Source organism: Allorhizobium sp. NPDC080224, assembly GCF_050281005.1.
GTDB lineage: Bacteria > Pseudomonadota > Alphaproteobacteria > Rhizobiales > Rhizobiaceae > Allorhizobium.
Window position 1 is genome coordinate 111,068 of the sequence record NZ_JBNNWJ010000002.1, and the last position, 23,569, is coordinate 134,636.

25 protein-coding genes and 1 riboswitch are annotated in these 23,569 nt (G+C 62.3%); of the genes, 11 read left to right on the forward strand and 14 right to left on the reverse strand.

Annotation, left to right across the window (positions count from 1 at the left end):
* Nucleotides 1–82: 82 nt before the first annotated feature.
* Nucleotides 83–2,776: an aconitate hydratase AcnA gene (acnA, locus tag ACQKP1_RS18840; protein ID WP_427276552.1), complete on the reverse strand. Its 2,694-nt coding sequence runs from the start codon at nucleotides 2,774–2,776 to the stop codon at nucleotides 83–85.
* Between the two features lie 272 nt (nucleotides 2,777–3,048).
* On the opposite strand from acnA, the gene ccmA reads away from it, so the two are divergent.
* The 5 genes from ccmA to ACQKP1_RS18865 are packed head-to-tail and all read left to right on the forward strand — an operon-like array spanning nucleotide 3,049 to nucleotide 5,936.
* Nucleotides 3,049–3,696: a heme ABC exporter ATP-binding protein CcmA gene (gene ccmA / locus ACQKP1_RS18845; protein WP_427276800.1), complete on the forward strand. Its 648-nt coding sequence runs from the start codon at nucleotides 3,049–3,051 to the stop codon at nucleotides 3,694–3,696.
* Nucleotides 3,693–4,352 (forward strand): heme exporter protein CcmB, encoded by a 660-nt coding sequence (gene ccmB / locus ACQKP1_RS18850; RefSeq protein WP_054150054.1) that lies wholly within the window; start codon nucleotides 3,693–3,695, stop codon nucleotides 4,350–4,352. Before ccmA ends, ccmB begins: the two co-directional genes overlap by 4 nt.
* A gap of 59 nt (nucleotides 4,353–4,411) precedes the next feature.
* The gene (locus ACQKP1_RS18855; RefSeq protein ID WP_427276553.1) at nucleotides 4,412–5,179 is read left to right on the forward strand and encodes a heme ABC transporter permease; all 768 of its coding nucleotides are present in this window, start codon (nucleotides 4,412–4,414) and stop codon (nucleotides 5,177–5,179) included.
* Nucleotides 5,176–5,349, forward strand: coding sequence for a heme exporter protein CcmD (gene ccmD / locus ACQKP1_RS18860; RefSeq protein WP_427276554.1), 174 nt, complete (start codon nucleotides 5,176–5,178; stop codon nucleotides 5,347–5,349). The genes ACQKP1_RS18855 and ccmD overlap by 4 nt, the downstream gene beginning before the upstream one ends.
* Nucleotides 5,346–5,936 (forward strand): DsbE family thiol:disulfide interchange protein, encoded by a 591-nt coding sequence (locus ACQKP1_RS18865; protein WP_427276555.1) that lies wholly within the window; start codon nucleotides 5,346–5,348, stop codon nucleotides 5,934–5,936. The genes ccmD and ACQKP1_RS18865 overlap by 4 nt, the downstream gene beginning before the upstream one ends.
* Before the next feature lie 10 nt (nucleotides 5,937–5,946).
* Here ACQKP1_RS18865 and ACQKP1_RS18870 read toward each other — a convergent pair whose 3' ends face one another.
* The 11 genes from ACQKP1_RS18870 to ACQKP1_RS18920 form a co-directional block, all read right to left on the reverse strand.
* Nucleotides 5,947–6,537 carry a DUF2585 domain-containing protein gene (locus tag ACQKP1_RS18870; protein WP_427276556.1) on the reverse strand — a complete coding sequence of 197 codons (591 nt, stop codon included), beginning with the start codon at nucleotides 6,535–6,537 and terminating at the stop codon, nucleotides 5,947–5,949.
* Complete coding sequence (locus tag ACQKP1_RS18875) at nucleotides 6,534–7,175, reverse strand: septation protein A (RefSeq protein ID WP_427276557.1); 642 nt, start codon at nucleotides 7,173–7,175, stop codon at nucleotides 6,534–6,536. Before ACQKP1_RS18875 ends, ACQKP1_RS18870 begins: the two co-directional genes overlap by 4 nt.
* A gap of 27 nt (nucleotides 7,176–7,202) precedes the next feature.
* Nucleotides 7,203–8,567, reverse strand: a complete 1,365-nt coding sequence (gene ftsY, locus ACQKP1_RS18880) for a signal recognition particle-docking protein FtsY (protein ID WP_427276558.1) — start codon at nucleotides 8,565–8,567, stop codon at nucleotides 7,203–7,205.
* A gap of 19 nt (nucleotides 8,568–8,586) precedes the next feature.
* Nucleotides 8,587–9,879 (reverse strand): tRNA (N(6)-L-threonylcarbamoyladenosine(37)-C(2))-methylthiotransferase MtaB, encoded by a 1,293-nt coding sequence (gene mtaB / locus ACQKP1_RS18885; protein WP_427276559.1) that lies wholly within the window; start codon nucleotides 9,877–9,879, stop codon nucleotides 8,587–8,589.
* On the reverse strand, nucleotides 9,876–10,784 hold the full coding sequence (dapF, locus tag ACQKP1_RS18890) for a diaminopimelate epimerase (RefSeq protein WP_427276560.1): 909 nt from the start codon (nucleotides 10,782–10,784) through the stop codon (nucleotides 9,876–9,878). The genes mtaB and dapF overlap by 4 nt, the downstream gene beginning before the upstream one ends.
* A gap of 87 nt (nucleotides 10,785–10,871) precedes the next feature.
* Nucleotides 10,872–11,477: a thiamine phosphate synthase gene (locus ACQKP1_RS18895; RefSeq protein WP_427276561.1), complete on the reverse strand. Its 606-nt coding sequence runs from the start codon at nucleotides 11,475–11,477 to the stop codon at nucleotides 10,872–10,874.
* Complete coding sequence (locus ACQKP1_RS18900) at nucleotides 11,474–12,250, reverse strand: thiazole synthase (RefSeq protein WP_427276562.1); 777 nt, start codon at nucleotides 12,248–12,250, stop codon at nucleotides 11,474–11,476. The genes ACQKP1_RS18895 and ACQKP1_RS18900 overlap by 4 nt, the downstream gene beginning before the upstream one ends.
* Nucleotide 12,251: 1 nt before the next feature.
* A complete protein-coding gene (gene thiS / locus ACQKP1_RS18905) occupies nucleotides 12,252–12,449 on the reverse strand; it encodes a sulfur carrier protein ThiS (RefSeq protein ID WP_203018681.1) in 198 nt (65 codons plus the stop codon).
* A complete protein-coding gene (gene thiO, locus ACQKP1_RS18910; protein ID WP_203018679.1) occupies nucleotides 12,446–13,429 on the reverse strand; it encodes a glycine oxidase ThiO in 984 nt (327 codons plus the stop codon). Before thiO ends, thiS begins: the two co-directional genes overlap by 4 nt.
* The gene (gene thiC / locus ACQKP1_RS18915; protein WP_427276563.1) at nucleotides 13,426–15,264 is read right to left on the reverse strand and encodes a phosphomethylpyrimidine synthase ThiC; all 1,839 of its coding nucleotides are present in this window, start codon (nucleotides 15,262–15,264) and stop codon (nucleotides 13,426–13,428) included. The genes thiO and thiC overlap by 4 nt, the downstream gene beginning before the upstream one ends.
* Before the next feature lie 91 nt (nucleotides 15,265–15,355).
* A riboswitch (TPP riboswitch) is annotated at nucleotides 15,356–15,485 on the reverse strand.
* 57 nt (nucleotides 15,486–15,542) lie between these two features.
* A complete protein-coding gene (locus tag ACQKP1_RS18920; protein WP_427276564.1) occupies nucleotides 15,543–16,628 on the reverse strand; it encodes an MBL fold metallo-hydrolase in 1,086 nt (361 codons plus the stop codon).
* A 308-nt stretch (nucleotides 16,629–16,936) separates the two neighbouring features.
* Here ACQKP1_RS18920 and ffh point away from each other — a divergent pair, with 308 nt between their 5' ends.
* From ffh to trmD, 5 genes are all read left to right on the forward strand, one after another.
* Entirely contained in the window at nucleotides 16,937–18,508 is a 1,572-nt protein-coding gene (gene ffh, locus ACQKP1_RS18925; RefSeq protein WP_427276565.1) for a signal recognition particle protein, read from the forward strand.
* Between the two features lie 10 nt (nucleotides 18,509–18,518).
* Nucleotides 18,519–18,839 (forward strand): chorismate mutase, encoded by a 321-nt coding sequence (locus ACQKP1_RS18930; RefSeq protein ID WP_427276566.1) that lies wholly within the window; start codon nucleotides 18,519–18,521, stop codon nucleotides 18,837–18,839.
* 67 nt (nucleotides 18,840–18,906) lie between these two features.
* Entirely contained in the window at nucleotides 18,907–19,281 is a 375-nt protein-coding gene (gene rpsP / locus ACQKP1_RS18935) for a 30S ribosomal protein S16 (RefSeq protein ID WP_203018674.1), read from the forward strand.
* A 388-nt stretch (nucleotides 19,282–19,669) separates the two neighbouring features.
* Nucleotides 19,670–20,248: a ribosome maturation factor RimM gene (rimM, locus tag ACQKP1_RS18940; protein WP_203018673.1), complete on the forward strand. Its 579-nt coding sequence runs from the start codon at nucleotides 19,670–19,672 to the stop codon at nucleotides 20,246–20,248.
* Between the two features lie 7 nt (nucleotides 20,249–20,255).
* Complete coding sequence (gene trmD, locus ACQKP1_RS18945; protein ID WP_427276567.1) at nucleotides 20,256–20,948, forward strand: tRNA (guanosine(37)-N1)-methyltransferase TrmD; 693 nt, start codon at nucleotides 20,256–20,258, stop codon at nucleotides 20,946–20,948.
* On the opposite strand, the gene ACQKP1_RS18950 is transcribed toward trmD, so the two are convergent.
* Nucleotides 20,930–21,676 (reverse strand): sulfite exporter TauE/SafE family protein, encoded by a 747-nt coding sequence (locus tag ACQKP1_RS18950; RefSeq protein WP_427276568.1) that lies wholly within the window; start codon nucleotides 21,674–21,676, stop codon nucleotides 20,930–20,932. The genes trmD and ACQKP1_RS18950 overlap by 19 nt on opposite strands.
* Before the next feature lie 278 nt (nucleotides 21,677–21,954).
* Between ACQKP1_RS18950 and rplS the strand changes: the two genes are divergently transcribed.
* Entirely contained in the window at nucleotides 21,955–22,491 is a 537-nt protein-coding gene (gene rplS, locus ACQKP1_RS18955; protein ID WP_054150070.1) for a 50S ribosomal protein L19, read from the forward strand.
* A gap of 68 nt (nucleotides 22,492–22,559) precedes the next feature.
* Here rplS and ACQKP1_RS18960 read toward each other — a convergent pair whose 3' ends face one another.
* On the reverse strand, nucleotides 22,560–23,390 hold the full coding sequence (locus ACQKP1_RS18960) for an EamA family transporter (RefSeq protein WP_427276569.1): 831 nt from the start codon (nucleotides 23,388–23,390) through the stop codon (nucleotides 22,560–22,562).
* Nucleotides 23,391–23,569: the final 179 nt, after the last annotated feature.

A 23,569-nucleotide genomic window follows, 5' to 3' on the forward strand; every position in this document is an offset into this window, starting at 1 on the left:
CGGCACCGGCCGAGCGTGCTGATGCAAAAGAAAAGGCCGCCGGTTTCCCGACGGCCTCTCATGGTCTTGTGCCTTAGACGGATCAGGCGGCGAGATCGCGCAGAACGGTCTGCAGGATGCCACCATTGTTCATGTAGGTGACTTCGTCGAGCGTATCGATGCGGCAGAGCAGCGGTACGTCCTTCACGGTGCCGTCGGAGTAGGTGATCTTGGCGATCTTCTTCTCGCGCGGCTTGATGTCGCCTTCCAGGCCCTCGATCGTGACGATCTCGTCGCCCTTGAGGTTGAGCGAGGCCCAGGTGGTGCCGTCCTCGAAGGTGAAGGGCACGACGCCCATGCCGACGAGGTTCGAACGGTGGATACGCTCGAAGGACTGCGCGATCACGGCCTTGACGCCGAGCAGGTTGGTGCCCTTGGCCGCCCAGTCACGCGACGAACCGTTACCGTATTCGACACCTGCGAAGATGACGAGCGGAACGCCCTCTTCCTTGTACATCATGGCCGCATCGTAGATCGACAGCTCTTCCTTGGACGGATAGTGGACCGTGTAGCCACCTTCCTTGCCGTTCGGGCCGAGCATGTGGTTGCGGATGCGGATGTTGGCGAAGGTGCCGCGCATCATGACTTCATGGTTGCCACGGCGCGTGCCGTACTGGTTGAAGTCCGCCACAGCGACGCCGTTGTCGGTCAGGTAGGCACCTGCCGGAGACGCTGCCTTGATCGAACCGGCCGGAGAGATGTGGTCGGTGGTGATCTTGTCGCCGAAGAGACCGAGGACACGGGCGCCCTTGATGTCCTTCAGGCCCGAGCCGGTCTTGCCCATGCCGACGAAGTAAGGCGGGTTCTGCACATAGGTCGACTTGTCGTCCCAGGCATAGGTCTGACCGGCAGGAACCTGAACGGCCTGCCAGTTTTCGTCGCCCTTGAACACGTCGGCATACTTCGATTCGTAGAGTTCGCGCGTGACGTATTTCAGGATGAATTCCTGGATCTCGTGCGAGGTCGGCCAGATGTCCTTGAGGAACACAGGGTTGCCGTTCTGGTCTTCGCCGAGCGGCTCGGTGGTCAGGTCCTTCTGGACGGTGCCGGCGAGTGCGTAGGCGACGACCAGCGGCGGCGATGCCAGGTAGTTTGCCTGTACGTCCGGCGAGATGCGGCCCTCGAAGTTGCGGTTGCCAGAGAGCACGCCCGCTGTGATCAGGCCCTTGTCGTTGATCGTCTTGGAGATCGGCGCCGGCAGCGGGCCGGAGTTGCCGATGCAGGTCGTGCAACCGAAGCCGACGAGGTTGAAGCCGAGCGCATCAAGCGACGTCTGAAGGCCAGACTTGGCGAGATATTCGCCAACGACCTGAGACCCAGGTGCCAGCGAGGTCTTCACCCACGGCTTGGACTTCAGGCCCTTGGCAACGGCGTTGCGGGCGAGAAGGCCGGCCGCAATCAGCACGCTCGGGTTCGAGGTGTTGGTGCAGGAGGTGATAGCGGCAATCGCCACATCGCCATGGCCGAGGTCGAAATCGGTGCCTTCAACCGCATAACGGTTAGAGAGCTGGCCGGGCTTCTTGTAATCGCCTTCGAGAGCCGTTGCGAAGTTCGGAGCAATGGTTTCGAGCGGCAGACGGCCTTCCGGACGCTTCGGGCCCGCCATGGACGGCACGACGTCGCCGAGGTCGAGTTCGAGCGTGTCGGTGAAGACGAGGTCCGAACCGTCGCCATCGCGCCACATGCCTTGAGCCTTGGAATAGGCTTCAACCAGGGCAATACGGTCCTTGGTGCGGCCCGACATGGTCAGGTAGTTGATGGTTTCGCCGTCAACCGGGAAGAAGCCGCAGGTGGCGCCGTATTCCGGACCCATGTTGCCGATCGTGGCGCGGTCTGCGAGCGACATCGAATCAAGGCCGGGGCCAAAGAATTCGACGAACTTGGAGACAACGCCCTTCTTGCGCAGCATCTGCACCACGGTCAGAACGAGGTCGGTCGCGGTCACGCCTTCCTTCACCTTGCCTGTCAGCTTGAAGCCGATGACTTCCGGCAGCAGCATGGAGACGGGCTGGCCGAGCATGGCGGCTTCGGCTTCGATACCACCAACGCCCCAGCCGAGAACGCCAAGACCGTTGATCATCGTGGTGTGGCTGTCCGTGCCGACGCAGGTGTCCGGATAAGCCGTGGTTTCGCCGTCCTCATCCTTGGTCCAGACGGTCTGGCCGAGGTATTCCAGATTGACCTGGTGACAGATGCCGGTGCCCGGGGGAACGACGCGGAAGTTCTTGAACGCCTGCTGGCCCCACTTTAGGAAGCGGTAGCGCTCGCCATTGCGCTCGTATTCGAGCTCGACGTTGCGGGCAAAGGCCGTCGGCGTACCGAATTCGTCGACGATGACAGAGTGGTCGATGACGAGGTCGACGGGAACCAGCGGGTTGATCTTCTCCGGATCACCACCGAGATTGACCATGGCGTCGCGCATGGCGGCGAGGTCAACGACGGCGGGAACGCCGGTGAAGTCCTGCATCAGCACGCGGGCCGGGCGGTAGGCGATTTCCGCCTCGGTCAGGCCCTTGTTTACAAGCCATTCGGCGACGGCCTGGATGTCCTTCTTGGTGACCGAGCGGCCATCCTCGTTGCGGAGAAGGTTCTCGAGAAGCACCTTCATCGAGTAAGGGAGCTTCGATACACCGGCAAGACCGTTCGCTTCGGCCTTCGGGATGCTGTAGTAGACATAGTCCTTGCCGTCGACGGTCAGGACCGACCGGCAATTGAAACTGTCGAGAGATTTAGCCACGGATAGAACCCCGCATATTCTGATAGCCAACACAATCGTGCGGACGCCTATGCACTTCATGCACATCAGGATGCGGGTACGACCATTTCCGCTGTCCGCACGTGAAAACCGCTCCTCGCGATATTCAAGTTCGGCACAAGGATGAACTTCACGCCGGCCGCTGGCGTGGTTGCAGGTCTTATAGATAATTTCTAAGAAAGGCGCCAGACCGACGAAGGACGAAAACGGAATTTTTTATGAGGCAGGCCTCATCCTGCCAGAAGGCGACCATGATCAGGCTCGAAGCCGAAAATCTCTCAGCGCGCCGTGGCGAGGATCTGATTTTCGTTAATGTTTCCTTTAAGTTGGCTCCAGGAGAAGCGATGGTTCTGACGGGCCGAAACGGCTCCGGGAAATCGACGCTTCTGCGCGTCATTGCCGGACTGCTTCGTCCGGAGACAGGCCGGGCGGTCTGTGTCTCCGACGCGGACGGAGAGGCCCGGCCAGCCGGAGAATTCAGCCATTACCTCGGCCATCGAAACGGGATGAAACGCGAGCTGACGGTCGCCGAGAACCTCGCCTTCTGGAAATCCTTTCTTGGCGATATCGGTGGCGGAGCGGGGCTCAGCGTCGAGGAGGCAGCCGCTGCCGTCGATCTTTCCGGCATCACGCATCTTCCGTATGGCTATCTTTCTGCCGGACAGCAGCGGCGCTTCGCCATGGCGCGGCTTCTTGTCGCGCATCGCCCGGTCTGGATCCTCGACGAGCCGACGGCCGCGCTCGACCGCAAGGCGGACGCGATGTTCGAAGAGCTCGTGCGCCGGCACCGTCAGTCAGGCGGTATCGCGCTTGCCGCAACCCATCAGCCGCTCGGGATGGATGGAGCCCAGACGCTGGAGATGCTCGGCTTCGATGGCGTCGAACTGGAGTATTCCGCATGATGGCGCTGTTTCTCCGGGATCTGAAACTCTCCGTCCGTGCCGGCGGCGGCGCGATGATCGGCGTGCTTTTCTTCACCACGGTGGTTGCCGTCATCCCGTTCGGCGTCGGGCCTGATCTAAATCTCCTCTCGCGGATCGGACCTGCCATCGTCTGGATTGGGGCCCTGCTCTCTGCCCTGCTCGGCCTCGATCGGCTGTTCCAGGCCGAGCGCGACGACGGGTCGCTCGACATCCTGCTGATGCAGGAAACACCGCTCGTGCTTACAGTGCTCGTCAAATGTCTGGCGCATTGGGTCGCCACCGGTCTGCCGCTCGTGATCGCCTCGCCGCTGCTCGGTCTGTTCATGAACATGGATGAGGTTGCCATCGGCGCCGTGATGCTGACGCTGCTGGTCGGATCGCCGGCCATCACCTTCATCGGTGCGGCCGGGGCGGCGGTGGCCGTCGCCCTGCCCCGCGGCGGTCTGCTGGTCTCCATTCTCGTGTTGCCGCTCGCCGTCCCCGTGCTGATTTTCGGGGTCAGTGCCTCCTATGCGGCGGTCGAGGATCCTGCGCCCTTCCTGCCGCCCTTCATGTTCCTCTCGGCCATCACGCTTCTCTTTGCCGTGATCGGTCCCGTGGGTGCGGCCGCGGCCTTGCGCAGTTCCGGCGATTGAGACAATTCGGCTTGACCAGGATCAATTGCAGGGCCGGCTGAGACAGGCTAGAACAAGGCATGACCGACAATAGCCTCGCCCTGACCAAGATCATCGATCTCGCCAACCCGACGCGATTCCTCGCTTTTGTCGAGCGGGCCCTGCCGTGGTTCGTGGGCATCACCGCGCTCCTCTTTGTCGTGGGGCTTTCCCTTGGTTTCACGTCCGAGACGGACTACCAGCAGGGCGATACCGTGCGCATCATGTATGTGCATGTGCCTGCCGCCTGGCTCTCGATGATGTGTTACTCCGTGATGGCGATCTCGGCGATCGGCACGCTGGTCTGGCGTCATCCGCTGGCGGATGTCAGTCACAAGGCGGCAGCCCCGCTCGGGGCGGCCTTCACCCTGATTGCTCTCGTCACCGGTTCGCTCTGGGGCAAGCCCATGTGGGGCACCTGGTGGGTCTGGGATGCGCGCCTCACGTCAGTCTTCGTGCTGTTCCTGATGTATCTAGGCCTAATTGCGCTCAATCGCTCCATGGATGATCCGTCCAAGGCTGCGCGCGTCAGCGCCGTCCTGATCCTGGTCGGCTTCGTCAACATCCCGATCATCAAGTTCTCGGTCGACTGGTGGAACACGCTGCACCAGCCGGCCAGCGTCATGCGCCTTGATGGTCCGACCATTCACCCCGAGTTTCTCTGGCCGCTCCTCGTCATGGCTCTGGCCTTCACCCTCCTCTTCTTCACGCTCCATCTGATGGCGATGCGCAACGAGATCTGGCGCCGCCGTGTCGGCGCACAGCGCCGCATGGCAGCCCGTCAGGCTGGCCGGGAGCATCAGGCATGACACACGCCTTCTACGTCATTGGATCTTATGTACTGACAGCCGCCATCTGTCTCAGCCTGGCTGTCTGGATCTATCTCGACGGTCGGGCGCGGCAGGCGGAACTGAAAGCATTGGAAGGACAGGGCATTCGCCGCCGTTCGGCCCCTGCCGGACAGGACACGTCGGCATGACCGAGCGCAGCGAAACCGAATTAGCCGGTTCCAAGGGGCGTGGGCGTTACTTCATTGCCGCCTTGCCGCTCGTCCTTTTTGCCGGTCTGGCTGCGGTCTTCATGACCCAGCTCCAATCCGGTCGCGACGTATCGGAGATCCCGTCGGCGCTAATTGGGACAAAGGCTCCTATGCTCGACCTTGTTGCCCTTGAGGGCTCCGAGCTCCCCGCACTGACCACGGCCGCCATTTCCGGCAAGCTGACGCTGGTCAATGTGTTTGCCTCCTGGTGCGTGCCCTGCCGGCAGGAGCATCCTATGCTGCTCGAGCTCTCCAAGGATCCGCGCGTCAATGTGGTTGGCATCAACTACAAGGATCGCAACGACAACGCGCTCAGGTTCCTTGGTGAACTCGGCAATCCCTACGATGCGATCGGGGTTGATCCAAATGGCAAGGCTGCCATCGATTGGGGCGTCTATGGTATTCCGGAAAGCTATCTCGTGGGACCCGATGGCATGATCCTCTACAAGAAGGTCGGCCCCTTCGATCCGGAGAGTTTTCAAACGCAGCTGATGCCGGCGATCGAAAAGGCCCTGGCCGGCAGCTGAGCCTCCTCGGTCAGAGCGCTCCCTGCCAGGTCTTTACAGCCTCGATCGGCCAAACCAGCATGACGACATTGAGCGTCAGGTTGTCTCTGATGATGATGGCCGTCAGGATTTCAAAACCGATCGTGAGCACTGCCGTCAGCCAGATCGGTGCGCGCGCCGCAAAGAAGAAACCGGCGATCATCGCGACCATGTCCATCCCGGAATTCAGAATGCTGTCGCCGCTATAGCCGACCGCCATGGTAGCCGTCCGGTAGCGGTCGATCACGATTGGCGAGTTTTCCAGGATCTCCCAGCCTGCCTCGATCAGGGCGGCAAGCGCAAGCTTCGCGGTGATTGGCTTGTCGCGCATCACCAACCAACCCAGGCCATAGAACAGAAAGCCGTGGATGATGTGCGATGGCGTGTACCAGTCGAAGAGGTGCTGCGAATTGCCGGGCGTGTTCACGCCCGCTTCGAAGAGCTTCACATAGCCGCATTCGCAGATCCAAAGCCGCCCCATCAGATACTGGGAGACAACCTGAACGAGGATGATGACGAAGGTCACGGCCAGCCAGAAACGCGTCGTCGAGTTCCCCTCCGTTTGGCTGGTCGAATCGGTCATTCCGCTTCCTTCTCTTCCAGCGAGTGCTTCATGATCAGCGGCATCTGGGCGAGCGTAAAGAGGATGGTGATCGGCATGGTGCCCCAGACCTTGAAGCTAACCCAGACATCATCCGAGAAATTCCGCCAGACGACTTCATTCAACACTGCGAGGAAGAGGAAGAAGATGCCCCAGCGGAATGTCAGCTTCCGCCAGCCTTCTGCGTCGAGCTGGAAGGCGGCGTTGAAGACGTAGCCCAGAAGCGAGGTGCCGAAGGCGAGCCCGCCAAGCAGGACCACGCCGAAGAGCGTGTTGACGATGGTCGGCTTCATCTTGATGAAGGTTTCATCCTGCAGCCAGATCGACAATCCGCCGAAGACCAGAACGACGATGCCGGAGACGAAGGGCATCACCGGCAGGTGCTTGAAGACGATCTTCGAAATGATCAGCGAGATGACCGTTGCGACCATGAAGAGGGCCGTTGCAATCAGGAGAGGTCCGCCGATGGCGCTGAGCTCCGGAAAGGTTTTCGCCAGCCATTCGCCGCGCAGGTTGCCAAAGAAGAAGATCAGGAGCGGCCCGAGCTCGAGCACCATCTTCAGCAGAGGATTCTGCTTTTCGGCCTTGGAGGCGTGGGTATCGGTGGATGTATCCGACATGGTGTCGTTTCCTAATGTTTCCGGCGCTCAGCGCGCGATGCCGGCGATGGCACTGGCGAAGTCTTCCGCCTCGAAGGGTTCGAGGTCGTCGATGCCTTCGCCGACGCCGATGAAATAGACGGGCAGCTTGTGCTTGGCTGCGATGGCAACAAGGATGCCGCCGCGCGCCGTGCCGTCGAGTTTGGTCATGATCAGGCCGTTGACGCCCGCAATGTTACGGAAGATTTCGACCTGTTGCAGGGCATTCTGGCCCGTCGTCGCATCGAGCGTCTGCAGCACGGTATGGGGGGCATCCGGATCCAGCTTGCCGAGAACGCGGACGATCTTTTCCAGTTCCGCCATCAGTTCGGCCTTGTTCTGCAGGCGGCCGGCGGTGTCGATGATCAGCACGTCGGATTTCTCCGCCTTGGCGCGCTCGAAGGCTTCATAGGCCAGGCCTGCGGCATCCGCGCCAAGCTTGGTACCGATGAAGGTCGAGCCGGTGCGGTCGGCCCAGATCTTCAGCTGTTCGATCGCCGCCGCACGGAAGGTATCGCCGGCCGCGAGCATCACCTTCAGACCCGAGCCCGAAAGCTTGGCGGCGAGCTTGCCGATGGTCGTCGTCTTGCCCGTGCCGTTGACACCAACGACGAGAATGATATGCGGCTTGTGGTTCAGATCGAGAGCGAGCGGCTTGGCGACCGGCTTCAGCACCTTGACGATCTCTGTCGCCATGATCTTGGTCACGTCCTCGCCGGTCACGTCCTTGCCATAGCGCTCGGAGGCCAGCGTGTCGGTGACGCGGAGCGCCGTTTCGACGCCGAGGTCGGCCTGGATCAGCAGGTCTTCCAGTTCCTCCAGCGTCTCGTCATCCAGTTTGCGCTTGGTGAATAGCGCTGTGATCTGGCCAGTCAGCTGCGAGGAAGTGCGGAAGAGGCCTGCCGTCAGGCGCTGAAACCAGCTCAGTTTTTCCGTCGGGGCAGGGGCCTCGGGCTCCGGAGCTCTCGCTTCAGCTGCGGCGAAACCTCTGGGCAGAACGGGGACGACGGGCGCAGGTGCAGCAGAGATGATCGCCGCTACATGTTCGTCTTCCGTCTCCATCGTCTCTGGAAGTGCTGCGGCCTCCTGCGGGTCCGCGCCAAGGTCTTCTTCGGCTTCCGCCTCGAGCAATTCGAGCGGCACCATGGTCAGGTCTTCAGGCGAAAGATCGTCGGAAGGACCGCCGGCTGTTTCCATCTCTTCCGCGAGAACCGGATCCTCGGCCAGGGGTAAGTCTTCCAACCGACCCTTCGGCTCGCTTTCCGCCAAAATCGCGGCCTTCTCCTCGGCCGTCAACTCCGCTGGCGCTGCAGGCGTTTCTGCCGGCTTCTCCTTGCCGAAGGTGAAGACTTTCTTAATGAAGCCGAGGGCCATGGTCACTCTATTCCGTCTGTCAGGCAGCAGCGTTTGCCGCTGCCGATGCAATCGTCAGATGGCGGCTGGTATGCCCGCCGATCGAAACCTCTATCAGACTGCCAGGTGTCATGCCCGGTGTCGCAACGAGGGTGAAGTCTTCCGTATGCGCCATTTCGTTGCGCTCGACCAGTAGCTTCTGCCGGGTCCCGACGCGGGCGGCGAGATGGATAGCCTGCAATCGATCGGCGACGGCCCGAAGGTCTGCTGCACGCGCCTTGACGAGTGCCCGGTCGAGCTGCGGCATGCGGGCTGCCGGCGTGCCGGGGCGGGGGCTGTAGGGAAAGACATGCAAATGCGCGATGCCGATCTCCTCGGCGAGGCGCGCCGAGTTTGCCGCCATCTCCTCGGTCTCCGTCGGGAAGCCGGCGATCATGTCGGCGCCGAAGGCAAAGCCGGGGCGCAGGCGCCGGACCTGCTCGGTAAAGGCAATCGCATCGGTGCGCGAATGCCGCCGCTTCATGCGCTTCAGGATCATGTCGTCGCCATGCTGCAGCGACAGATGCAGATGCGGCATGAAACGCGGCTCGTCAGCAATCAGGTCGAAGAGATGGTTGTCCGCCTCGATACTGTCGATCGAGGAAAGGCGCAGGCGCTGGATTTCCGGCACTTGCTTCAGCAATGTCTTGGCGAGAAGGCCGAGCGTCGGATTGCCGGGCAGATCCGCGCCGTAGCTCGTCGCGTCCACCCCGGTCAGCACCACTTCGCGGTATCCGTTCTCGACGAGCTTGCGCGCCTGTTCGACGACGGCGCCCATCGGCACGGAGCGTGAATTGCCACGGCCATAGGGGATGATGCAGAAGGTGCAACGGTGGTCGCAGCCGTTCTGCACCTGCAGGAAGCCGCGCACATGACCGTCGATATGCGCCACCATCTGCGGAGCCGTCTCGGTCACGCTCATAATGTCGTTGACGGCCACCTTCTCTTCCGCCGAGACGCCGAAATCCGGCAGGCGGCGGTAGTGCTCGGCCTTCAGCTTTTCCTCGTTGCCCAAGACGGCGTCCACCTCGGGCATGGCGGCGAAATTCTGCGCCTCCGTCTGGGCAGCACAGCCGGTAACGATGATACGGGCTTCCGGGTTCTCCCGGCGTGCCCGGCGGATCGCCTGGCGGGCCTGGCGCACGGCCTCGGAGGTGACCGCACAGGTGTTGACGAGGATCGCGTTGTCGAGGCCGGCCTTGGCAGCCTCGGCTTTCATGACCTCGGATTCATAGGTGTTCAGGCGACAGCCGAAGGTGATGACCTCGACAGAACCCTTTTGCAAAGACGTCACGGGGTGGCGGCCTCTGCTTGGCCGCTCTCGTCGCGCTGCCAGCTGCCGGTCACCGGATCAAGTGTGCCGGACCATTCCCATTCGGCGGGACCGGTCATGACGACCTTATCATCAGGGCGCCAGTCGATTGTGAGCGTACCGCGGTTCGGGCTGGACGCCACCGTGATCGTCACCTTGCGCTCGGTGCGACCGGTGCGGGCGGCGGAAACGCCAGCGGCGCAGGCGGCAGAGCCGCAGGCGAGCGTCAGGCCGGCGCCGCGTTCCCAGGTGCGGGTGATCATTGATGTCTTCGAGGTGACCTGGGCCAGCGTGATATTCGCCTTTTCCGGGAAGATCGGATGGTTTTCGAGAAGCGGGCCAAAGCGTTCCAGATCATAGGTCATGGGATCGCGATCGACCCAGAAGACGGCATGCGGATTGCCCATCGACATGGCCGAGGGCGAATGCAGGATCGGCGCGTCGATCGGGCCGATCTGCAGCTCGATGCGGCTGGTGTCGTGGAATTCTTCCGAGAGCGGGATCTTGTCCCAGGCAAAGACGGGCTTGCCCATGTCGACGGAGATCGTGCCATCCGCATGTTCGACGGCGTTCAGGATGCCGGCAATGGTCTGGAAGGTGAAGCTCTTGCGGCCGGTTTCACTGGCAAGCGCCTGCACCACGCAGCGCGTGCCGTTGCCGCAGGCCTGGGCCTTCGAGCCGTCGCAATTCAGGATGTCGATATAGGCGTCGGTGCCGTCGAGCTTCGGATCATGGATCGCCATGATCTGGTCGAAGGCGGTCGCTGGGTCGGCAGCGAGCGCGATTGCCGCAGCCGGCGTCACCCGGTCGGTGCGACCGCGCATGTCGACGACCAGGATCTTGTTGCCAAGCCCGTTCATCCTTGCGAATTCGACCCGATCCGACATCGTCACTCCAGAAAGCTGCATTTTCAGCCTATATGGCGGAAATGCAGCGGAATTACCAGTAGAGCGGGCAAAACCGCGCGACCATGGTCAACGGCATGGCTCGGTCACATCAAGCCATTCCCGGGTTCGCGCTTCGGGATCGGCATTGAGCGTGATGTCCGTCACGACGGCGGCACTGTCTGCCCCGGCTGCAAAGATGCCGGGAAGCCGGTCAGGGCGAAGCCCGCCGATCGCGACCAAGGGCAGGGGGGCGACCTTTTCCTTCCAGGATGTCAGCCGTTCCAGGCCTTGTGGCGCCCAGGGCATCTTCTTCAGGATCGTCGGATAGACAGGGCCGAGAGCGACATAATCAGGCTTGGCGGCGAGCGCCGTTTCGAGTTCCGCCCCGTCATGGGTCGAGAGACCGAGCTTCAGGCCCGCGCTGCGGATGGCGGCGAGGTCTGCCGTCGCCAGATCCTCCTGTCCCAAATGGACAAAGTCGCAGGCCTCGTCGATGGCGATCTGCCAGAAGTCGTTGACGATGAGCTGGCAGCCGTGGTCGGCACAGCATTGCCGGGCGCGGCGGATGTGCTGGCGAAGCAAGCTTTCCTCGGCGTCCTTCATCCGCAGCTGCACCAGTTTCACCCCCAGCGGCACCAGCCGCTCGATCCAGTCGGCATTGTCGACGATGAGGTAGAAGGGATCGAGCTTCATGCAAAGACCCCCTTTCCGATGACGGGGGTGGATGGCACGGCCATGTCGCGCGGTTCCAGCATGCCTGCTCCATGAGCAATATGCCCAGCCTCAATGGCCTTGGCAAAGGCCTCTGCCATATCAGCGGGATCGCCGGCCGAGGCAACAGCGGTGTTGAGCAGCACGGCGTCATAGCCGAGTTCCATCACCGCTGTGGCATGGGAGGGACGCCCGATGCCGGCATCGACGATCAGCGGCACATCCGGGAATTCTGCCCGCATGGATTTGAGTGCCGGCAGATTCTGCGGCCCCATGGCGCTGCCGATCGGTGCGCACCAGGGCATCAGCACCCGGCATCCGGCGGCGAGCAGTTTCTCCCCGACCACCAGATCGTCTGTCGTGTAGGGGAAAACCTCGAAGCCCTCGCCCACAAGGATCTTCGCCGCTTCCACCAGTTCGAACACATCGGGTTGCAGCGTGTCGTGATGGCCGATCACCTCGAGCTTGATCCAGGTGGTGCCAAAGACCTCCCGCGCCATCTTTGCCGTCAGGACCGCTTCGCGGGCGCTGTGGCAGCCGGCGGTGTTGGGCAGGACGTGAACGCCGAGATCGCGGATCAGCTGGAAGAACGCCCCGCCCACCTTGCCGCCTGCGGTTTCCCGGCGCAGCGAGACGGTGACGATCTCGGTCTTCGAGCGCCGCACGGCCTCCGCCAGGATCGTGGGCGAGGGGTAACGCGCGGTGCCGAGCAATAGGCGCGAGGCGACTGTCTTGCCGTAGAGTTCGAGTGCCATCTCAGCCTCCCTGCATGGGCGAGAGGATCTCTATCCGGTCGCCATCGTTCAAAGGATGGGCGGCCCGCTCCTCGCGGTGAACCAGCTCGCCATTGATGGCGGTTGCCAGCCAGTCGCCTTCGTAGTCGAGCTTTGCGAGCAGATCGGCGAGATTGCCTGCATCGAGCTCCAGGGTTTCTCCGTTAACGGTGAGCTTCATGCGGTCCTCCTTTTCTCCAGGGCGTGGGCGGTCGAAAGCCTATCTGCGGCTTCACGGGCCAATGCCGGAGCGAGCAGAAAGCCGTGGCGATGCATGCCCGCAACCGCCAAACCTTCTGCCGTCTCGACGAGGCGGGGCACATTGTCCGGGAAAGCCGGGCGGATGCCGGTACCGGTTTCCACGATGCGCGCCTCGGCAAAGGCCGGGTGCAGCGCATAGGCGGTGTTGAGCAGTTCCATCATCGAGCGCGCCGTGATCGGCCCGTCATCCTCTGTCTCGATCATGGTCGCGCCCAGCATGAACAGCCCGTTGCCGCGCGGCACGATGTAGAGGGGGTGGCGGGGATGCAGGAGGCGCACGGGGCGGGAGAGGGTGACATCGCTTGTCTCGAGATAGAGCATCTCGCCACGCACGCCGCGCAGGTCTTCGATCTCACTGATCGCCTGCGGCCCCCGGCAATCGACGACGCTCGAATAGGCTCCCGCATCACCCGCCTCCTCGCCGAAGCGGAAGGAGACACCCAGCTGCCGCACTGCCTGATAAAGACCCCGCAATGCCTTGCGGGGATCGAGATGGGCCTCCTCTGCAAAGAAAAGGCCGGTGCCGAAACGCCCGGCGAGATCCGGCTCCAGGTCTCGGATCTCCTCTTCGCCCAGCCAGCGATGGCCGCGCGTGCGGGTCGCAAAGCGCTTGAGGTCGGCGAGATCGCGGGGATTGGCCAGCACCAGCGTGCCCCGGCGTTGGACGAGACCGGGCACGGCCTCGTCCCACCAGTCGGCAGCCAAGAGACCTGATGTCAGCACGATCTCTTCCGCCGCCTCCCGCTCGCAATAGGGGGCAAGCATGCCGCCCGCCCAATGGGAGGCGCCAAGCCCGATATCGGCTCGGCGCTCCACGACCTCGACGGAGACACCCCTGCGCGCCAGTTCCAGCGCCGTCGCCAGCCCCGCGACACCGGCGCCCTTCACGAGAACCGTCATGACTGCTCCCCCGTCTCAAGTGCCGCGATCTCGTCTGCCGTCATGTAGAGATCGCCGCCGGCGCGGTACTTCTCCGCCATGGCGGTCAGACCCTCCTTCTGGGCCTCGGCGCGGATATCATGCGAGATCCGCATCGAGCAGAATTTCGGCCCGCACATCGAGCAGAAATGCGCGACCTTGTGTGCCTCCTTCGGCAGTGTTTCGTCATGCATGGAGCGCGCCGTCTCCGGGTCGAGCGACAGATTGAACTGGTCCTCCCAGCGGAATTCGAAGCGGGCGCGGGAAAGCGCATCGTCGCGCAGCTGCGCTGCCGGATGACCCTTGGCGAGATCTGCGGCATGCGCCGCGATCTTGTAGGTGATGACACCCACCTTGACGTCGTCACGGTCGGGAAGACCCAGATGCTCCTTCGGCGTGACGTAGCAGAGCATGGCCGTGCCGAACCAGCCGATCATCGCCGCCCCAATGCCCGAGGTGATGTGGTCGTAACCCGGCGCGATATCCGTCGTCAGCGGCCCCAGCGTGTAGAAGGGGGCCTCGCCGCAGGTCTTCAGCTGCTTGTCCATGTTTTCCTTGATCTTGTGCATGGGAACATGGCCGGGACCTTCGATCATCACCTGGCAATCTTTCTCCCAGGCAATCTTGGTCAGCTCACCCAGCGTCTCCAGCTCGGCAAACTGGGCGGCATCATTGGCATCGGCAATCGAGCCGGGGCGCAAGCCATCGCCCAACGAGAAGGAGACATCGTAGGCGCGGCAGATGTCGCAGATTTCCTCGAAATGCTCGTAGAGGAAGCTCTCTTTGTGATGATGCAGACACCACTTGGCCATGATCGAACCACCGCGCGAAACGATGCCGGTGACGCGGTTGACGGTCAGCGGGATGTAATGCAGTCGCACGCCGGCATGGATGGTGAAGTAGTCGACGCCCTGCTCGGCCTGTTCGATCAGCGTGTCGCGATAGACCTCCCAGGTCAGATCCTCGGCAATGCCGCCGACCTTTTCCAGCGCCTGGTAGAGCGGCACGGTGCCGATCGGCACGGGTGAATTGCGCAGGATCCAGTCGCGGATGTTGTGAATGTTGCGGCCGGTCGAGAGATCCATGACCGTGTCGGCGCCCCAGCGGATCGCCCAGACCATCTTCTCGACTTCCTCAGCCATGGAGGAGGTGACGGCCGAGTTGCCGATATTGGCGTTGATCTTCACCAGGAAATTCCGGCCGATGATCATAGGCTCCAGTTCGGGATGGTTGATGTTGGCGGGAATGATTGCCCGGCCCAGAGCGATCTCTTGGCGGACGAATTCCGGCGTCACGTGATCGGGGATCGCGGCGCCGAAGCTTTCGCCGTCGCGGATGAGCGCTTCTTTCATGGCCTTGCGGCCAAGGTTTTCGCGGATCGCCACATATTCCATTTCCGGCGTGATGATGCCGGCGCGGGCATAGGCGAGCTGTGTGACGGCCTTGCCGCCCGTTGCGCGAAGCGGCTGATGTTTCACGGGAAACGCCGGCGTGAGTTTCTCTGCGGAGACGAAGCCGTTGTCCTCTGGCTTTACATCGCGGCCGTCATAGGCCTCCACATCGCCGCGCTGCCTGACCCAATCCAGACGGCGGCGGGCAAGGCCTTGATCGATTGCGATGGTTGCCAGCGGATCTGTGTAGGGACCTGAGGAATCGTAGACATTAACCGGTGGTTCGCCCGAAGTCGGGTGCAGCGCGATCTGGCGCAGGGGTACGCGAATGTCCGGATGCATGTCTCCTGCTAAGAAGATCTTGGTCGAGGCGGGAAGCGGCCCGGTGGTGACGTCGGGCTTTGGGAAGTTAGGGGCAATGTTCATCATGGAGCTCCAAGTGTTCAGGTTGGAGACCCAGTCATGTCAGCCGGAATGATGGAAAGACGCCACGGGATTCGGGTTTTCGAATCGTCGTTTTGCAGCGCTCGCACCGTCCCTACGCCAGTATGAACTGGATCAGGTTCAACGGGTCATCGCGCTGCATGTCCCTTGCGGTTGGCGTAGCGAAATCTCAGCCCCTTGTCGGGACACCCCTGGTGAATGCTTCAAGTCTGGCCAAAAGCTCGGCTGCTGTCAACGAGCCTTTGGGGAGCCTTCGGGCCTCAGGCGCCGGCGCGCGGCACCTCGAACTGCTGGCCGGGGCGCAGGCCCTTGAAGCGCCCGCTGCCGATCCCGGCAGCAGACATCGCTGTCGCGAGCGCCTTCGGCGGATCGTCGATGCCTTCATTGGTCAGCTGGAAGGTGCCGAAATGGTGGCCGATGCCGAAAGCCGCGCCGCTCGAACGAAAGCCTGAAATCGCCTCCTCCGGGTTCTGGTGCTGCGCCTTCATGAACCAGCGCGGCTCATAGGCACCGATCGGCATGATCGCGAGCCTGATGTCGCCATGCTTTTCCCTGACTTCGCGATAATGCTTGCCCTCGGCATAGCCGGTGTCGCCGATATGGTAGATCTTGCCGGCCGGGGTCTCGATGACAAAGGCGGCCCAGAGTGCCATGCGCCGGTCACCCATGCCGCGTGCGGACCAGTGATGGCAGGGCTCGCAGTGGAAGACGAATCCACCTCCGAGATCGAGCCGATCGCCCCAGTCCATGACAGTGGTTCGAGAAAATGGATTTGCCGCGCGAATGATCGTGTCATTGCCGAGCGGTGTGATGATTTGCGGATTGTGTGCACGCACAAGCTTGTTGAGCGTTGCTGTGTCGAGATGGTCGTAGTGATTGTGGGTCACAATCACGATGTCGATCTTCGGCAGGTCATCGAAGGCGACGCCGGGCGGATTGTTGCGTTTCGGCCCGGCAAAGGGCACGGGGCTCGCGCGTTCCGACCACACCGGATCGGTCAGAATGTTGAGCCCCGCCGTCTGGACGAGAAGCGTCGCATGCCCAACCATGGTGACGACAAGCCTGCTTCCTTCGACGCGTGGTTCCGGCCTCGTCGTCACGACGTCGGCCGCCGTGACAGGTTTCGGCCATTCCATCTTGCCGCCTTCGAACTGCCAGCGGAGCAGGTCGGAGAGACCACGGGGCTCTTCGCCACCCGGGTTGAAGAAAACCTTGCCATCGAAATGATCCGACATGGGGCCGGAATAATAGCGGTTGCCCGCATGTGCCTCGCGCAAGCCGAGACCTCCGAGTGTTGCGACAACAAGGCCGAAGCCCGACCATTTGAGAAAGCTGCGTCTGTTCATGGCATACCCATATGTGGTTTCGTCGGTTGTACGACAATGGGCGTGCCGCAGATCGTCAACTCCGCGCGAAGTCCTTGTTCCTCCGGACTTCGCTTGACTTTCCGGCCGTTTTCCTGTTTATCCGCCGCAATCTGCGAAGAGACGAGCACTCCGAGCCGCCGACCGGGACCCGTGAAGGTATAAAGAGATCCCGGAGGTCAACACCCGACAGCGCGTTGCGCCCTCGGGTGCTTTTTGGCTTTGCGTCTTGTTTTCCGCGCGGAGAAGACCGAGGTTTCGGGTGTCCGAAACCATGCAAGGAAGAGCCGATGTTTGAGAACCTCCAGGACCGTCTTGGATCCATTCTGAATGGACTGACCGGCCGTGGCGCGCTGTCCGAGGCGGATGTCTCGGCTGCTCTGCGCGAGGTCCGTCGTGCTCTTCTCGAGGCCGACGTGGCCCTCGAAGTGGTCCGCGCCTTCACCGAAAAGGTCCGCGAAAAGGCCGTTGGCGCCTCGGTCCTGAAATCGATCAAGCCCGGGCAGATGGTCGTCAAGATCGTCCATGACGAGCTGGTCGAAATGCTCGGCACGGAAGGTGTGTCGATCGATCTCAATGCCGCAGCGCCCGTCGTCATCATGATGGTCGGTCTGCAGGGCTCGGGTAAAACCACCACCACTGGCAAGATCGCCAAGCGCCTGACGGATCGCGACAAGAAGAAGGTCCTGATGGCCTCGCTCGACACGCGTCGTCCGGCCGCTCAGGAACAGCTTCGCCAGCTCGGCGTGCAGACCGGCATCGATACGCTGCCGGTTATTGCCGGCCAGTCGCCGACCGATATTGCATCGCGTGCTGTGCAAGCCGCGAAGCTTGGCGGCCATGACGTGGTCATCCTCGACACCGCCGGCCGTACGCATATCGACGAGCCGCTGATGATCGAGATGGCCGAGATCAAGGCCCGCTCCAAGCCACATGAAATCCTGCTGGTCGCCGACTCGCTCACCGGTCAGGACGCCGTCAATCTCGCCCGCAACTTCGACGAACGCGTCGGCATCACAGGCCTCGTTCTGACCCGCATGGACGGCGATGGTCGCGGTGGTGCTGCCCTTTCGATGCGTGCCGTTACCGGCAAGCCGATCAAGCTGATCGGTGTCGGCGAAAAGATGTCGGAGCTCGACGAGTTCCATCCGCGCCGTATCGCCGACCGCATCCTCGGCATGGGCGACATCGTTTCGCTGGTCGAAAAGGCCGCCGAGAACATCGACGCGGACAAGGCCCGCGCCATGGCCGAGAAGATGGCCAAGGGCAAGTTCGACCTCAACGACCTCGCCGAACAGATCAAGCAGATGCAGGCCATGGGCGGCATGGGCGGTATCATGGGCATGATGCCGGGCATGGCCGGCATGAAGGACAAGATCTCGGCCGCCGGTCTCGACGACAAGGTATTCAAGCGCCAGCTCGCGATCATCTCCTCGATGACCAAGGCCGAACGCGCCAATCCTGACGTCTTGAAGCATTCCCGCAAGAAGCGCATCGCAGCCGGCTCCGGCACCGATGCCTCCGACATCAATAAACTGCTCAAGATGCATCGCCAGATGGCCGACATGATGAAAGCCATGGGCGGCAAGAAGGGCGGCGGCATGATGAAGCAGATGATGGGCGGTCTCGCTTCTAAGATGGGCCTCGGCGGCATGGGTGGCGGCATGGGCATGCCGGATCTGTCGAAGATGGACCCGAAGCAGCTCGAAGCGCTTGCCAAGCAGGCGGAAGCCGCTGGCATCAAGCCGGGTGGTTTGCCGGGCCTCGGCGCCGGTGGATTGCCTGGTCTTGGCGGTCCGAAGCTTCCTGGCCTCGGTGGTGGTGGTTTCCCGGGGCTCCCCGGCCTGCCGAAGAAGAAGTGAGGGCGCGCCGATGATTGATCCGTCCGTCAAGGAGCAACTGTCAGGCTATCGCCAGTCGATCGACAATATCGACGCGGCGCTGGTCCACATGCTGGCGGAGCGCTTCCGCTGCACCAAGGCCGTCGGCGTGCTGAAGGCCACACACGAATTGCCGCCCGCCGATCCGGCGCGCGAGGAATACCAGATCACCCGCCTGCGCCATCTGGCTCAGGATGCCAATCTGGACCCGGATTTCGCCGAGAAGTTCCTGAACTTCATCATCAAGGAAGTCATCCGGCATCATGAAGCCATTGCCGCCGAACATGGCGGTGCAACTGAAAAGACCGCCTGACGGCGGCCTCAACAAGAAAAACAGGCATGCCCCGGCAGCCTGCATCGAAAACCTAAGGAGTAATGCAATGTCCCTCAAGATTCGTCTCGCCCGCGGTGGTTCCAAGAAGCGCCCCTACTACCAGATCGTCGTTGCCGACGCCCGTTCGCCGCGCGACGGCCGTTTCCTCGACAAGGTTGGTTCGTGGAATCCGATGCTCGGCAAGGACAACGAAAAGCGCGTCGAGCTGGACGCCGAAGCCATCAAGGCTTGGGTTGCCAAGGGCGCACAGCCGACCGACCGCGTTCTTCGCTTCATGGCTGAAGCTGGTCTCGCCGAGCGCGCCGCCCGCAGCAACCCGGACAAGGCAAAGCCGGGCAAGAAGGCTCAGGAGCGCGCTGCCGAGCGTGCCCAGAAGGCCGCTGACGCTGCTGCCGCCGCTTCGGAAGCCGCTGCAGAATAATCGGCAAATAGCCGTTTTCAGCGGGCGGTGGGTCATCCCACCGCCCGTTTTTGCGTTTTCTTTCCGGTCGCTTCCGCCTAATACCAAGTGTCGATGATAGGAACCGATAGGATGGCTTATTGTGGGTTTCTGGCTAGGCGCGGCGCGCCGGGCGATGCTGTCGCATCGGCCAAGCAGCGCAACAACGCCAGAGGCCCACAATAAGCCACTTTTGGTCGGCTTCCCGCCCGTTCTGGTGTCGTCGAGCTCCTTGACCGATGCGCCAGCATCGCTCGTCGGACCTCTCCTGGCCAGAAAGGGCGGTCGAGCCGATCCTATGGGTTTCTATCATCGACACTTGGTATAAAAGGAATGTCGAACCGAGACGTGTGCAGGACCGTTCCCACTCATGAGCAAGCTTGAAAATCCGATACTGATGGCCGTGATCGGTGCCGCCCAGGGGCTCCGGGGCGAGGTGCGGGTCAAGACCTTCACCGAAGATCCGCTCGGTCTCGGCGACTACGGCTTCCTCTATGCGGCCGATGGTCGAAAGTTCGAGATCCTCGAGATCCGTGACGGCAAGACGGTGGCCCTCGTCCGTTTCCGCGGGGTCAACGATCGCAACGCCGCCGAAGCACTCAACGGCACCGAGCTTTTTGTCGACCGGGATGCGCTGCCGGATGACGATCTCGACGAGGACGAATTCTATTATGCCGATCTCGAAGGCCTCGAGGTCTATGATGCCGAGAACAATCACTACGGCGCGGTGACCGCCGTCTATGATTTCGGCGCCGGTGACCTGCTCGAGTTGAAGGGCCCCGGCAAGCGGCCCGTGCTCATTCCCTTTTCCGAAGCCGCCGTGCTCGAGATCGATCTCGAAGGCGGCCGTCTGCTCGTCGATCCGATTGCAGCCGGTCTGAAGGATGACGGGGAAGAGAAGCCCTACGGCAATGCCGGCGGCAAGCCGCGGCCGAACAATGGCCGCTGAGCGTCCCATGCCTTTCAAGGCTTCCATCCTGACGCTCTATCCGGACATGTTTCCGGGCCATCTCGGTCTGGCGCTCGCGGGCCGGGCGATGGAGCGTGGCGACTGGGCCCTGGAGGCGGTGCAGATCCGCGATTTCGCCGAAGACAGACATCGCAGCGTCGACGATACCCCGTCGGGTGGCGGTGCCGGCATGGTGCTGCGTCCCGATGTGCTGGCGCGTGCCATCGATTCCATAGCCGACGATGGACGTCCTCGCCTGCTGATGAGCCCGCGGGGTCGTCCGCTGACGCAGGAGCGGGTTCGACAACTTGCCGCAGGTGAAGGCGTAGTGATCGTCTGTGGGCGCTTCGAGGGCGTCGACCAACGGGTGATCGATGCGCGCCAACTCGAAGAAGTCTCGATCGGCGATTACATCCTCTCGGGTGGTGAGCCCGCGGCGCTGACGCTACTCGATGCGGTGGTACGCATCCTGCCCGGCGTGATGGGCAACCAGTTGTCCGGCGTGCATGAAAGTTTCGAGGGTGGTTTGCTCGAACATCCGCAATACACGCGTCCCCAGGTCTTCGAAGGGCGGGCGATTCCCGAAGTTCTTACATCTGGAAATCATGCCGCCATCGAAAAATGGCGACATGAGCAGGCGGTGAAGCTTACCGGCGAGCGGCGCCCTGACCTGTTGCCCGATCAGCCGGTTATAAAGTAGTAGGCGGCAAGCGCCAGACCTGCGGCGACCACGATCCAACGCAAGACAGCCTGCGGGACCTTTCTGGCCATCGCCACGCCCGCATAGCCGCCGGCGGCCACGGCCGGGATCATGATCAGGGCGTGAAGCCAGGAGAGCGCGCCCGCACCGACGAAGACGACGATCGCGACGGCTGCGATGACGATCGACAGGAAGTTTTTCAGCGCGTTGAGGCGGTGATAGTCACCGCCGCTCGCCAGCCCCAGTGATGCCAGCATCATGATGCCCATGCCGGCGCCGAAGAAGCCGCCATAGAAGGACGTCACACCCTGCAGCGCAAGCCCGAGCGGGCTGGCCGGATGGCTCTCGCCTTGTGTCTTCGGCCTCAACTTCGGCCCCGCCGCGAAGATCACTGTCGCGACGAGCAGCAGCCAGGGAACCATGGTTCGGAAGGCGGGATTGGAGAGCGAAATCAGGAACAGCGCGCCTCCGAGAGCCCCGACGGCCGAAACGGCAGCGAGGACCCATACCCCGCGTCCCATGGCCCGCAATTCCTTGCCATAGGCGAGCGTCGATGTGATGTAGCCGGGGATCTGAGTGACCGAGGATGTGGCGTTGGCGCTGATCGGCGGAAGGCCGACAAGTGTCAGTGCGCCGAAAGTGAGGAAGGTCCCGCCGCCGGCGATCGCATTGACAGCGCCAGACAGGAAGCCCGCCGCAAAGAGCAGCGCGATCAGAGCCATCGACATATGTACCATCTCCTCCATGATGAGGAGGACGTGATAGGAGGAGAGTTCCTGCGCCGCAAGGCTTCGCGCCGCATCGCACGTGCAAAAATTCGCAGCGTTAGGGGTGACAAGCGGAGCGTCTTGGTGTATTGGCCGCCTCGGAAATGGGCGATTTGCCCGTCTGCCAAAACAAAGAACCGCGTATCCGCTCCGGCCCGTCAGGGTCAATATCCTCAGGCATCGTTCCAAGGGATCATCGTCGAGCGCTCTGGCTGTTTCAGAAGAAACCGAGGTTAGACATGAACATCATTCAGCAGCTGGAAGCCGAACAGGCCGCCAAGATCGAAGCCAAGCGCAAGCTTCCGGAATTCTCCCCGGGCGATACGGTCCGCGTCAACGTGACCGTCAAGGAAGGCAACCGTACCCGCGTACAGGCCTATGAAGGCGTTTGCATCGCGCGTTCGGGCGGCGGCATCAACGAGAGCTTCACGGTTCGCAAGATCTCCTACGGCGAAGGCGTGGAGCGCGTATTCCCGGTCTACTCGCCGCTCGTCGAAAGCGTCGAAATCGTTCGCCGCGGTAAGGTCCGTCGCGCCAAGCTCTACTACCTGCGCGATCGTCGCGGCAAGTCGGCTCGTATCGTCGAGAACACCGGCACCCGCGCTCGCAAGCTGAACGACGCCGAGCGCGCCGCCGTTGCCGAGGAAAAGGCACGTCTGGAAGCCGAGAAGGTTGCAGCAGCACAGGCACTTGCCGCCGAAAAGGCAGCAGCCGAAGCCGCTGAAAAGGCCGCTGCCGCTGAAGCCGCTGCCGCAGCTGAAGCTTCTGCCGAATAAGCAGCTGCAAGCTTGCAATATGACGAAAGGCTCCGGTTTCCGGAGCCTTTTTTCGTTTGGGCTGTCCGTTAGAGGCTGACGCTGATTGCGCCGCCGGCAACGATCAGGCAGGCAAGAAGCCGTCGGACGGTGAGAGGCTCGCCCAGCAGGAGGGCGCCGATCAAGACGGCGAAGACGACACTTGTTTCCCTGACTGCCGTGACAAGCCCTGCAGGGGCATAGGCATAGGCCACTACGACGAGGCCATAGGCCAGCATGGCGACGACGCCTCCAGCGGCCGCCTTCCAGGTCAGCGGCGAGCGCAGATCGATGATCAGGCCCCGGCGTGCCACGGCAAAGGCGATCGTGATCATGATGCCAAAAAGAAACAGCACCCAGAGCGCATAGGCGATGGGTTCTTCGACCAGCTTCACACCGCGCGAGTCGACGGTCGAATAGCAGGCGATGATCAAGCCAGTGGCCAGCGCGAACAGGATCGATGAGGTCGCAGCCCGGGTCTTGCCAAGCGCCAGGCTCATGATGCCGGTCGCAATCATGATGACGCCGAGGGTCTGCCACGGCCCCAAGACTTCGCCGAAGAAGAGAAATCCGCCCAGCGTGACCAGGAGAGGAACCGTGCCTCGAACGATCGGGTAGACCTGGCCCAATTCGCCATGCCGGTAAGCCGCCACCAGAAACAGGCTATAACCCACCTGAAGGCTTGCGGAGAGCAGGATATAGGGCCATGCGGCTGCCCCTGGCACAGGCACCGTAAAAAGGAAGGGAAGCGTGATGATACTGCCCGCCAGGCTCATCACGGTGATCGACCAGAGACGGTCTGCTCCCGTCCGCAGGAAGGCGTTCCAACTGGCGTGCAAGATCGCGGCGATCAGCGCCAGCCCCACGGCAACAGCACTCACTACCGCGGCCTGCGGATCGAGTTGTCGAATTCACTGGTTTTCATGAGAGACCCGCAAGCGGCAGATGACAGTTTTGTAACAGCGCGACGATAGTCGCTTCACGTCTGTTTGCAACGGGCAGCCATAAAGAAACCGCCCGCTTTTCAGCGGACGGCTGATGATAGGTCGATTGTCGCTTG